We start from the raw sequence: 11372 nt of genomic DNA, 5'->3' as shown, positions 1-11372 counted from the left end.
TTCGTAACACTCTGGAATTCAATTAACGGTGTTGATGCCTGGTATAAAAATCCGTGGGTGTGGGTTATCGAATTCAGGCGGGTAATGAATGATGGGCTGTGAGGGGGTCGAACCCTCGACCAATGGATTAAGAGTCCAGTGCTCTGCCAACTGAGCTAACAGCCCGTGTCAGATAAAATACGCCTCTAAATTTTGATGTTCAACGACTTTAAGTAACGAGATTAATAATGGATAAATTCAAACATCTGATGATTGACCTTGAAACTATGGGTAATAAACCGGGTGCGGCAATTGTTGCTATCGCTGCCGTTCCGTTCGATATGGTTTCAGGCGTAACTGATGATGCACTTTTTTGTGAAGTGGTCGATCTGCGCAGCAGTGAAAAATACGGCGGTAGTATCGACGCTGATACGGTCCTGTGGTGGCTGGGTCAGAGTGATAATGCCAAAAATGAAATCATTAACACCGAAAAAGCTATTGATCTGCCTGATGCACTAATCAAACTTAATTCATTCACTTCTGAGTTCTGTGAAGAACGTGTGCAGGTATGGGGCAACGGAAGTAATTTCGATAATGTGATCCTGCGAACTGCATACGAAAGTTGCGAAATAACTCCATTCTGGAAGCACTGGAATGACCGGGATGTGCGCACCATTGTCGAACTTGGTCGCAATGCCGGTATCAACCCGAAAAAAGATTTTCCGTTTGTTGGTGAAGCACACAATGCACTGGATGATGCATTGCACCAGGTGAATTACGTGGTCGCAATCCACCAGCATTTATTAAAGAACTTCTAATCGTATACGGCGATGTGTGGAGAGAAAAATGAATACTGTATTTATGTTAATGGCAGAGTTTGAAACGTCACAGATCCCGTTGTCAGTGATCGCAAAAAAATTCCTGAATCTCACAGAGGCGGTGGCAGATAAAAAGGCTAATTTAGGCGAGCTGCCGTTTCCTGTTTACCGGGACACCACCAGCCAGAAATCGATCCGGATGGTACACATTAGCGACCTGGCAGAATGGATTGAATCAGAGAGAGCAAAGGCCAGAAAAGAATTCACACACCTGAATACGCAGTAATAAACCAGAATAAATCAGGGGTGCCAGCACACCAATAGCACCCCACAAAATCATATCTCATTGATATTTATGAACAGTAAATCCCATCCAGCATCGGTGCCACGGAGAAACGGTTAAGGTTCTTATAGCCGCTTACAGCGAGTAATTGCTGGGTTTCGGTGATTTTTTCTGTTGGTGTATTTTGGTGCATTTGGGGTCTTTTTTGTTTATCAGGACACCGGCAGGGCCACCACAAAACGGTGTCCTCAATGAACGATGCAGAGAGTAATTATAAAGTAATGACCTATTATATACCACAGACAAACGTATCCACAGTGAAAGCACGTCATTCATAAAACAGGTACACCCGAATCCCGGATTTTCCGGTTAAAAAAGCCCATGAAACATGGGCAAACAGAGGCGGACATAATTCAGGCACAACTTAGTTGTGAATAACAACAGGGTTCTGTGTTTTATTAAACATGCAGCAGTCTGTACTAAAATGTTTCCCAGTCATCATCGGCATTATCAGCGGATTTTTTAAGCGCAGGGCGTTGTAACGGCGCCATAATGCTGGTTTTCGTGCCGCCCTTCAGTTCTCTGCCCTGTATATGAAATACAGATACGGCCTGAGTCAGTCTGCCGGCCTGCTCTTCAAGTGACGCAGCCGCTGCGGCTGATTGCTCAACTAATGCCGCATTCTGCTGGGTGACTCTGTCCATTTCCGTCACCGCCACACCCACCTGGTCAATCCCGCGGCTCTGTTCATCCGAGGCAGAGGCTATCTCACTCATGATATCGGTGACGCGGGTAACGGCGCTGACAATTTCATCCATCGTTTCACCGGCGCGCTCAACCAGTACAGCCCCGGCACCGACTCTGCCGACTGAATCTTCGATCAGGGTTTTGATTTCCCGGGCGGCCTGCGCACTGCGCTGAGCCAGATTACGCACTTCACCGGCGACAACGGCAAATCCGCGCCCCTGCTCACCGGCACGGGCGGCTTCCACGGCGGCATTCAGTGCCAGGATGTTGGTCTGGAAGGCAATACCGTCAATCACACTGATAATATCGGCAATTTTCTTCGAGCTGTCGCCGATACCGCGCATGGTATCCACGACATCATCCACCACTTTCCCGCCGCGCTCTGCGGTCTCAGAGGCAGTTAACGCCAGATGGCTTGCCTGGCGGGCATTATCGGCATTCTGGCGCACAGTGGCGGTCAGCTCTTCCATGCTGGCGGCGGTTTCTTCAAGAGAGGCAGCCTGTTGTTCGGTCCGCGAAGAGAGGTCGTTATTACCGGCAGCAATCTCACTGACGCCACTGTAAATGGCGTTGGCGCCATCACGGACATCACCGACAGTACGGGCCAGTTCAATCTGCATATGGCGTAATGTTTCCGCCAATATCATAATTTCATCCCCGCCTTTCACATTAATCGGCCGGCTCAGATCACCTTCAGCAATATGCTGAATTCCGCCGACAATATGGTTCAGAGGTAAAATCAGCATACGCCGGATACCAAGCCATACAACTGAAATAATGATTATCAGGCTGATAAAAATAGCAAGGAGTCCCCATAAGGTATCATTATATTCATCAGAGGCTTTTTGAATACTGCTGTTATAGTAATTATTATAATCATCCTGATATTCGTTGTAATATTTTGCAAGTTCAGCCTGATAATCAGGTATCGGCTGGTTAACAACTTCAGTTAATTTTCTCTCACTTAAATTTCGGGTGGCTGTTAACAACCCTGAACGGTATACATCAAATGCATCTTCAATTTTTTTGAAATTACCGTCATCCTGAAGATTTGTCGGATACGATTTAAATAATTCAAAGTGTTCCCTTGCTTTTTCCAGTGATGTCTCAGCCTTGGAAATAAACTCTAATGCTTCTGCATCCTTATTATAGGACAGAAGTACAAGCGCTGCATACACCGATGTACGTGCAGATATCAGCATATCCCACGACTCATTACCCTCAACTAATTTAGCAGACTCATTACTGTTCGTAATGACTGTTTTTTTATTGGACTGTGCGTAATTAAAAAGAAAAGCACCGGTTATTAATTGCAATAAAAAAAACAGAAACAAAACAAAGAGCAATCCGTTTGATACCTTTAATCTTTTAAACATATCTGTTACTTTCTCTGGTTTAGAGTTGCATGGGTTAACTGTGCATAATAACATAATTGATATATCCGGATGTATATTCTAAGGTGAAATCAATCCGCTGATAAGATTGCATATCTGACCGGTAATTAAAATTCCACGGGAGTTTGGCTCTGTATATCCGCAAATTCATTCCGTTCTTTAAACATTTCAGTCTGTGTATCCCATCGCTCAGAAAAACATCTGAGCATGCAGTGATATACCTCTCTTATATCCCTTATGATATAGAAAATAAAAACACTGAATTAAATCATAAATAATGCCAACAGTATTAATTCTGGTGACAATAAAATAGAAGTAAGAAAAACAGACCAGGAATCACGGTATATAGTAACAAATGACTGGAGTGATAACTATACAGGAAATACGATTGATATCGATGGAGAGATAATTTTCCTGTCTGATTCAGATAATAATAATTTTAATTATCTTTATGACAGTGTTCTTCGTCAGCATTAAATACAGAGTATCCATTTATCCGGAAAAACAAAAGCGGAGTATATCACACAGACATGATATCTCCGCTTTCTGCATCACGTCCGCCGCTGTTCCTTTTTACTCACCCGGTACGCATTCCATGCCAGCAGGGCGCCGCACAGCATAGTGACGGCCAGTGCTGTTTTCGGCGGTAAGGGGGATGCGATAGCAACCAGGGTCAGTACTGCGCCGCCTGCCATCTGCATAAAACCCACCAGTGCGGAGGCAACACCGGCGTTATCAGAATAAGGTTCCAGAGCATAGCTGGTTGCCGGTCCCATAATAAAGGCCAGCCCGGCACAGGCAGCGGCCACCGGCAGCATATAGATCAGCCAGTGATGCTGTATTTGTGCAGAAAGCAGCACCGGGCTCAGTGCCAGCGCAATGCACCCCAGCATCATCAGTATACCGCCGGAAATCAGGCAAACCGGTCTGCCCGCCCTGCGGATCACCCGGTTGGCGATCATACTGATCCCCATGATCCAGAATCCGTTAGCGCCGAACACAACCGAAAACTGTAACGGGCTGAGCGCCGCATCCCCCATCAGTACCACCGGTGCAAGGGAAACATACGTCAATACCATTCCCATCGTCCCGGCATTCACCAGGGAAAAGATTAAAAACCGCTTATTGAACAGCACAGAAACAAGGCTCTTCAGCGGGTTTTCTTTATGCCGGGCACTGCTTTCCGGCCGGGTTTCCGGCAGATATTTTGCTGTCAGAATCAGCAGAATAAAGGCATACAGTGCCAGAAAACCAAAAGGCACCCGCCAGCCGTAATATTCCGCCATGATACCGCCCAGTAGTGGTGCCAGTGCCGGAACAATATTTAATGTGCCGTTTAAAAAACCGAAAGCACGCGCCGCCTCATTGCCGTTAAAGCAATCGCGGACACAGGTAAAAGCAACCACGGACGTGCAGCAGACACCCGCCCCCTGAAGTAACCGTGATGCAATAAACATCCCCGGGGTAACCGCAAATGCCGCAGTCAGGGACCCGGCGATATACAGTACCATTCCCGCCATTGCCATCGGTCTGCGGCCGAATTTGTCCACCAGATATCCGGAAATAAGCTGTCCCGCACCTAATACAAGAATAAACAACGAGATAGTTGACTGAATCAATGATTCACTACTGCCCAGGCCTTTTGCAATTGCCGGAATAGCCGGTAAATAAAGATCGATACCCAATGGCCCTAATAACACGATGACTAACAATAAAAGTAATAAATTCCGCATACCGTTCAATTTCACTCAGCACCTGATGACAGCAGAAAATACACGCAATTATTGTTTTTTACAACCATCAATTACAACTAACACTGTGAATTAAAAGAAAAAATAATACTGTATATTTCATTATATAATGAAATTATCATCAACCGGAATTTTATTATTTATATGGTGGTGTGAATAACGGCCAATATTACTTATTCTGTAAGTAAACTAAATAATACACTCCGATTCAATTCCTGGCATATACTACTATCATAATTTATGTATTTTATGGAAACATCAGGATGTTTCAGTATTTTTGTTTTCTCATAACACCATCCGGAAATTTAACAAACCAGCAATCCTCATATTGCAGGACAATAATCACGCTGACTGCTTATCTTCCATTTCAGGAAAGCGAGGTTCGGTAGTTAAATTACCCATTTTAAGCTTAAAATCAGCATCAATATCTTTATATTAGGTATAATCACCACTAAATATCAGAATATTCCGCTTACTCATCATTCATGTAAGATGTTAAAAACCAGGTATCCTTTGTAACAATATGAAATCGCTGAGGTTATAGTGTTGATACGTAATATTTTCACCTTTATTGTTTCCTGTTTGTTGATTTTTTGTATCTATTACATATTAAAAGGGTATCGATTATACTTTTTAAAGAAACCATTTGAGGAAACAAATACGTCAAGTTAAATTTTTATATTATTATATGACAACCGTTTATCTTCATAATTTATGACAATATATGATAAATATGAGTTGGCAATGTTTATTGGCGGCAGAATAAAATGTCAGCGCCTGAAAAATTGTCTGACAGGCAAAGAGCTTTCAATAAAAATTAATATCTCACAACAGCAGTTATCCCGTTACGAAACGGGAGCGAGCTTAATTCCCCTGGATAAATTATTAATGCTCGCAAACATCCTGAATATTAATGTTAATTATTTTTTTGATGAAATTGGTTGTGATGAAGAATAAGTTTTAATTTGACAAACATTAATATGTTATTGTTTAACCAGACTGACAGAAGATAATGAGTAATAAAACAGATAATAACCTGAATACAAGCATTAACGAGATGTATAAGCTCATCGGCGGACAAATCCGCAAAATGCGCAGGATCACCGGTGTCACATCGACAGAACTGGGCAACCTGATTGGCGTATCACAACAGCAAATCTCCCGCTATGAAATCGGCAGCACAAAAATTTCCCTGGAAATCATTCTGAGAATATCCCAGGTCTTCAGTGTCTCTCCCTACTATTTTATTGAGGACAGCCTGCTTTTTTTTGCCCGTCATCATCTTCCTGATGACAATATGTTCACCGGCAGTACCGATGCCGGTGTAAATACGGAACCGGATACCCGCCTGCCGGAATACTGATGTGATACAGCACCGCTGCTGCGGTGCTGTCTGGTTTATACCGGCCGGGTGGTGATATCCAGCCACTGTGCGTTTGTCAGTTCCGCCAGCCGTACAGGTGTCAGCCGGACAGCAGAATTTGCTGACCCCGCCGCCGGTAATACAGTGTCATATTCCCGGAGCGAATGATCCGCATAAACCGTCAGCGGTACCGGCAGCCCGAACGGACAGACTCCCCCGACCGGATGACCGGTAAACTGCACCACTTCCTCTGCATTCAGCATTTTGGCTTTACAGCCGAACTGTGTTTTGAATTTTTTATTATCCAGCCGGGCATCCCCCGCCATCACAATCAGGATTGCACTGTCATCCGCCAGCTTAAAGGAGAGTGTTTTGCAGATTTGGCCGGGGCGGACACCATGAACATCCGCGGCCTGGCTGACCGTGGCGGTCGGCTGTGTGGTTTCAATAATCGTGACATCCGGGGCATGCGTGCCGAACCAGGCACGGACCGTTTCGATACTCATTCAGGACTCCGTTTTATTATCATGTGCTTTTTATGTGTTTGCCCTGACAGCTCACCATAATTAGCCCTGAATTGTCAGCCCTTTTTTGACAAAATAGCATTGATACCGGTTATTCTGCCGGAATTCATGCTAGAGTGGGCTGCTCATATATTTATTGATTAACGGAAGGTGATGTCATGCAACCTGTTGATATTCAGGCTTTATTAAAGAAAGCAGAAGCGCTGTGTCTGTCACGCAGTGTACGCATGACGTCTCAGCGAAAATCGATTCTGCAACTGATTGCCGATCAGCCCGGTGCCATCAGTGCCTATGAGCTGCTGGATCTGCTGCGCGAAACCGAGCCGCAGGCAAAACCGCCGACCATCTACCGCGGCCTGGAATTCCTGCTGGAGCAGGGGTTTATCCACAAAATTGAATCCACCAACAGCTTTGTGATGTGCCCGCACTTTGATAAACCCAGCCATACCTCGGTGCTGTTTATCTGCGATCGCTGTAACAGTGTGACAGAGCGGGATGGTGAGGCAATTGATTCACAAATCAGTCAGCTGGCGGATGCCACGCAATTTCATATCCGCCACAGTGTGATTGAGGCACACGGATACTGCCGCCCTTGTTATGATATTGAATCCTGTACCTGCAGAGATAAATGCCGGCATGACCATGAGCATGATGAGCCGCGTAAACGCGGGCGCTGATAAACAAAAACCACAGTGTCCGTCTCCGGCGTACTGTGGTTTTTAAGCGGATACCGTTTTCAGACGGATATCCCGGAAATCAGTGCCAGTCGTTATTACGGATAACACCCACCGCCAGACCTTCGACAGTAAAGTTTTGTTCCCGTAAATCCACCACAATCGGGCTGAATTCCTCATTTTCGGCGTGCAGCTCAATCTTACTGCCCACTTTCTTAAACCGTTTGACTGTGACTTCATCTTCAATACGGGCAACCACCACCTGGCCGTTATGTACGTCCTGGGTTTTATGCACCGCAAGTAAGTCACCGTCCATAATACCGATATCTTTCATTGACATACCATTTACCCGCAGCAGGAAATCTGCGCTGGGTTTAAACAGCATCGGGTCAACCCGGTAATGACTTTCGATATGTTCCTGCGCTAATAAAGGCTCACCCGCCGCCACACGGCCGATTAATGGTAAACCTTCATCCTCTTCTTCTTCCAGAAGCAGACGGATCCCCCGGGACGCCCCGGAGACAATCTCAATGACGCCTTTACGCGCCAGGGCTTTCAGGTGCTCTTCCGCCGCATTCGGAGAGCGAAAACCCAGGCGTGCCGCAATTTCTGCACGCGTCGGTGGCATGCCCGTCTGCGAAATATGGTCACGAACAAGGTCATAGACCTGTTGCTGCCGTGCCGTCAGTGCTTTCATTTCGCCCCCTGTTTGTTTATACAGTCAGACTGTGAGTATATACAGGTATTCCGGGATTGGGAACCATAACATGAGGAAAATACGTGTTACGCTGCAGGTTTCATAAAAAAGCACCTGTTAAAGGCGCTGGAACCAGCTGATAAACAGCATAATCCAGACAAACAGCCCCAGTAATGTGGCGATAAATACGGCGGCGGACCCCATATCTTTGGCCCGGCCGGACAGTTCATGATATTCCGTACCGATACGATCAACCACCGCCTCAATCGCACTGTTGATAAGCTCAATCACCACCACCAGCACCACAGAACCAATCAGCAGCACCCGCTCAATGGCCGTAAAAGAAAAAACAAAGGCAATAATAATGGCCGGGATCAGCGTCAGCAATTCCTGACGGATAGCGGCTTCATTTTTCCATGCCGCAATGAGTCCTTTCTTTGAATAACCCGCCGCTTTAATTAATCGTATAAATCCGGTATTTTTTTTCATTTCTGTCACTGTTAGTAATGTGATTATCTGACTGACCGCCGCTATTTTTCCGCGATTTTATTGCTGTCGCAACACAGATCTGGCTTCGCCTTTCTGGTATGCTGAACGCGAATTGTTAACAAGAGGCTTCATACATTTATGTCACTTTGGCGTAAAATATACTATAACGTATTGAATTTACCTTTAAAACTATTGGTAAAAAGCAAGCCGATCCCGACGGATCCGGTCAGTGAGCTGGGGCTGGATACACAACGTCCGACACTCTATGTTCTTCCTTATCACTCTAAGGCAGACCTGCTGACACTGCGCCGTCAGTGTCTCGCACAGGGCATGCCGGATCCGCTGGAAGATAATGTCATCGGTAATACCACATTGCCGGGCTATGTCTTTATTGATGACGGCCCGCGCGTATTCCGTTATTACTCCCTGAATCCGCGTAAGGATTCCGTTCATGTTTTCCACGCCTATCTGGATCTGCACCGTAATAATCCGGCGCTGGATATTCAGATGCTACCGGTCTCTGTCATGTTTGGTCGTTCACCGGGCCGCGAGGGGCACCACGGTGTGCCGCATCTGCGTCTGTTAAACGGGATCCAGAAATTTTTCGCCGTACTCTGGCTGGGACGCGACAGCTTTGTCCGCTTCTCACAGCCGGTGTCGATGGGCGCAATGGCTTCTGAACACGGCACCGACACTATTATCGCCAATAAACTGGCCCGTGTCGCCCGTATTCACTTCTCCCGCCAGCGTCTGGCCGCTATCGGCCCGAAACTGCCGGTGCGTCAGGAGCTGTTCAATAAGCTGCTGAAGTCCAAAGCGATTGAAAAAGCCGTTGAGGATGAAGCGAAAGCCAAAAAAATCACCATTGAAAAAGCGCGGCAGAATGCGGTTTCCATGATGAACGAAGTAGCTGCTAACTTCACCTATGACGCCCTGCGCGTGGCTGATCGCGTCCTTGGCTGGACCTGGAACCGCCTGTATCAGGGGCTGAATGTCCATAATGCGGAGCGGGTGCGCCAGCTGGCGCAGGACGGTCATGAGATAGTGTATGTCCCCTGCCACCGCAGCCACATGGATTATCTGCTGCTCTCTTATGTGCTCTATCATCAGGGGCTGGTGCCACCGCATATCGCGGCCGGGATTAACCTCAATTTCTGGCCGGCGGGGCCGATTTTCCGCCGCCTCGGTGCTTTCTTTATCCGCCGCAGCTTCAAGGGCAATAAACTCTACTCCACGGTTTTCCGTGAATATCTGAGTGAACTGTTCTCCCGCGGTTATTCCATCGAATACTTTGTCGAGGGCGGTCGTTCCCGTACCGGGCGTCTGCTGGAGCCGAAAACCGGCACACTGTCGATGACGCTTCAGGCCATGCTGCGCGGTGACTCACGGCCTATCACCCTGGTGCCGGTCTATATCGGGTATGAGCATGTGATGGAAGTGGGCACGTACGCCAAAGAACTGCGCGGTGCCACCAAGCAGAAAGAAGGTTTTATCCAGATGGTGCGCGGTCTGCGCAAACTGCGTAACCTCGGTCAGGGTTATGTGAACTTCGGGCAGCCGATTCCGTTGTCACAATACCTGACAAAACAGGTGCCGGAATGGCGCGAAGCGATCGACCCGGTCGAGCCGCAGCGTCCGTCCTGGCTGACACCGACCGCCACCTCTCTGGCTGATAACATTATGGTGAGCATCAATAATGCCGCCGCCGCTAATGCTATCAACCTGTGTACCACGGCTCTGCTGGCTTCCCGCCAGCGCGCGCTGACCCGCGAACAGCTGATTGAGCAGCTCGACTGCTATCTCCAGCTGCTGCGCAATGTGCCGTACTCTCCGGACAGCACCACTCCGGCGAAGAGTGCGGAAGAACTGCTGGAACATGCTCTGCAGATGAATAAGTTCGAGGTTGAAAAAGACAGCCTCGGGGATATCATCATTCTGCCGCGTGAGAATGCGGTACTGATGACCTACTACCGGAATAACATTCTGCATATGCTGGTACTGCCGTCTCTGGTGACCAGTATCCTGATCCATCACCGCCGTGTCAGTACCGATACGCTGCGTGAACATGTCGGGATGATCTATCCGCTGCTGAAAGCTGAGCTGTTTATGCGTTACAGCCAGGAAGAGCTGCCGGCGATCCTCGATACCATCATTGATGAACTGTGCCGCCAGCAATTAATCTGCCGCCGTGATGATAATATGCTGGTGATTAACCCGGCCCGTATCCGTCCGTTACAACTGCTGGCCGCCGGGATCCGTGAAACATTACAGCGTTATGCGATCACATTGTCGCTGCTGAATGCCACCCCGGAAATCAGCCGTTCCGCACTGGAAAAAGAGAGCCGGATGCTGGCACAGCGTCTGTCGGTTCTGCACGGCATCAACGCACCGGAATTCTTCGACAAAGCCGTGTTTGCCACGCTGGTCGGCACGCTGCGTGAAGAAGGCTATATCAATGACAATGATGATGTGATTGAAGCTAATGCCGGTGAGTTCTACAACGTGCTGGCAGAACTGATGTCCCCGGAAATCCGCCTGACTATAGAAAGTGTCAGCCTGGAGCCGGAAGAATCCATACCGGCGGAAAGTGATGACAGTAATCCGGCTGACTGACAGCGGTCAGTGTTGAGGACAAATAAATATCCCCCGGCAT

11 protein-coding genes and 1 tRNA gene are annotated in these 11372 nt (G+C 47.5%); 6 read left to right on the top strand and 6 right to left on the bottom strand.

The window, feature by feature from the left end:
• Positions 1–92: 92 nt before the first annotated feature.
• Positions 93–165: transfer RNA gene (locus U868_RS0121960), tRNA-Lys, on the bottom strand.
• 62 nt (positions 166–227) lie between these two features.
• Between U868_RS0121960 and U868_RS0121955 the strand changes: the two genes are divergently transcribed.
• Complete coding sequence (locus U868_RS0121955; RefSeq protein WP_025155159.1) at positions 228–797, top strand: 3'-5' exonuclease; 570 nt, start codon at positions 228–230, stop codon at positions 795–797.
• Between the two features lie 28 nt (positions 798–825).
• A complete protein-coding gene (locus U868_RS0121950; RefSeq protein WP_025155158.1) occupies positions 826–1083 on the top strand; it encodes a pyocin activator PrtN family protein in 258 nt (85 codons plus the stop codon).
• Positions 1084–1559: 476 nt separating this feature from the next.
• Here the strand turns inward: U868_RS0121950 and U868_RS0121945 are convergent, their stop codons facing one another.
• Together U868_RS0121945 and U868_RS0121940 are read right to left on the bottom strand one after the other, a co-directional pair.
• Entirely contained in the window at positions 1560–3203 is a 1644-nt protein-coding gene (locus U868_RS0121945) for a methyl-accepting chemotaxis protein (protein ID WP_025155157.1), read from the bottom strand.
• Between the two features lie 569 nt (positions 3204–3772).
• Positions 3773–4954: a multidrug effflux MFS transporter gene (locus U868_RS0121940; RefSeq protein WP_025155156.1), complete on the bottom strand. Its 1182-nt coding sequence runs from the start codon at positions 4952–4954 to the stop codon at positions 3773–3775.
• Positions 4955–5686: 732 nt separating this feature from the next.
• On the opposite strand from U868_RS0121940, the gene U868_RS0121935 reads away from it, so the two are divergent.
• Positions 5687–5929, top strand: coding sequence for a helix-turn-helix domain-containing protein (locus tag U868_RS0121935; RefSeq protein ID WP_029991526.1), 243 nt, complete (start codon positions 5687–5689; stop codon positions 5927–5929).
• A gap of 55 nt (positions 5930–5984) precedes the next feature.
• On the top strand, positions 5985–6335 hold the full coding sequence (locus tag U868_RS24250) for a helix-turn-helix domain-containing protein (protein ID WP_025155154.1): 351 nt from the start codon (positions 5985–5987) through the stop codon (positions 6333–6335).
• Positions 6336–6370: 35 nt separating this feature from the next.
• Here the strand turns inward: U868_RS24250 and U868_RS0121925 are convergent, their stop codons facing one another.
• Positions 6371–6841 (bottom strand): YbaK/EbsC family protein, encoded by a 471-nt coding sequence (locus tag U868_RS0121925; RefSeq protein WP_025155153.1) that lies wholly within the window; start codon positions 6839–6841, stop codon positions 6371–6373.
• Positions 6842–7017: 176 nt separating this feature from the next.
• Here U868_RS0121925 and zur point away from each other — a divergent pair, with 176 nt between their 5' ends.
• Entirely contained in the window at positions 7018–7536 is a 519-nt protein-coding gene (gene zur / locus U868_RS0121920; RefSeq protein WP_025155152.1) for a zinc uptake transcriptional repressor Zur, read from the top strand.
• Between the two features lie 79 nt (positions 7537–7615).
• Here zur and lexA read toward each other — a convergent pair whose 3' ends face one another.
• Both lexA and U868_RS0121910 read right to left on the bottom strand, forming a co-directional pair.
• The gene (lexA, locus tag U868_RS0121915; protein ID WP_025155151.1) at positions 7616–8230 is read right to left on the bottom strand and encodes a transcriptional repressor LexA; all 615 of its coding nucleotides are present in this window, start codon (positions 8228–8230) and stop codon (positions 7616–7618) included.
• A 117-nt stretch (positions 8231–8347) separates the two neighbouring features.
• Positions 8348–8719: a diacylglycerol kinase gene (locus U868_RS0121910; protein WP_025155150.1), complete on the bottom strand. Its 372-nt coding sequence runs from the start codon at positions 8717–8719 to the stop codon at positions 8348–8350.
• 138 nt (positions 8720–8857) lie between these two features.
• Here U868_RS0121910 and plsB point away from each other — a divergent pair, with 138 nt between their 5' ends.
• The gene (gene plsB, locus U868_RS0121905) at positions 8858–11332 is read left to right on the top strand and encodes a glycerol-3-phosphate 1-O-acyltransferase PlsB (protein WP_025155149.1); all 2475 of its coding nucleotides are present in this window, start codon (positions 8858–8860) and stop codon (positions 11330–11332) included.
• Positions 11333–11372 lie beyond the last annotated feature (40 nt).

Origin of the sequence: Morganella morganii H1r, assembly GCF_000633515.1 — a bacterium.
Classification (GTDB): domain Bacteria; phylum Pseudomonadota; class Gammaproteobacteria; order Enterobacterales; family Enterobacteriaceae; genus Morganella; species Morganella morganii_B.
This window is presented reverse-complemented; position numbering and strand designations above follow the sequence as displayed.

Coding starts and splice junctions, on each gene's coding strand:
- U868_RS0121955 (WP_025155159.1), top strand. CDS start 228: ATGGATAAATTCAAACATCTGATGATTGACCTTGAAACTATGGGTAAT.
- U868_RS0121950 (WP_025155158.1), top strand. CDS start 826: ATGAATACTGTATTTATGTTAATGGCAGAGTTTGAAACGTCACAGATC.
- U868_RS0121945 (WP_025155157.1), bottom strand. CDS start 3,203: ATGTTTAAAAGATTAAAGGTATCAAACGGATTGCTCTTTGTTTTGTTT.
- U868_RS0121940 (WP_025155156.1), bottom strand. CDS start 4,954: ATGCGGAATTTATTACTTTTATTGTTAGTCATCGTGTTATTAGGGCCA.
- U868_RS0121935 (WP_029991526.1), top strand. CDS start 5,687: ATGACAATATATGATAAATATGAGTTGGCAATGTTTATTGGCGGCAGA.
- U868_RS24250 (WP_025155154.1), top strand. CDS start 5,985: ATGAGTAATAAAACAGATAATAACCTGAATACAAGCATTAACGAGATG.
- U868_RS0121925 (WP_025155153.1), bottom strand. CDS start 6,841: ATGAGTATCGAAACGGTCCGTGCCTGGTTCGGCACGCATGCCCCGGAT.
- zur (WP_025155152.1), top strand. CDS start 7,018: ATGCAACCTGTTGATATTCAGGCTTTATTAAAGAAAGCAGAAGCGCTG.
- lexA (WP_025155151.1), bottom strand. CDS start 8,230: ATGAAAGCACTGACGGCACGGCAGCAACAGGTCTATGACCTTGTTCGT.
- U868_RS0121910 (WP_025155150.1), bottom strand. CDS start 8,719: ATGAAAAAAAATACCGGATTTATACGATTAATTAAAGCGGCGGGTTAT.
- plsB (WP_025155149.1), top strand. CDS start 8,858: ATGTCACTTTGGCGTAAAATATACTATAACGTATTGAATTTACCTTTA.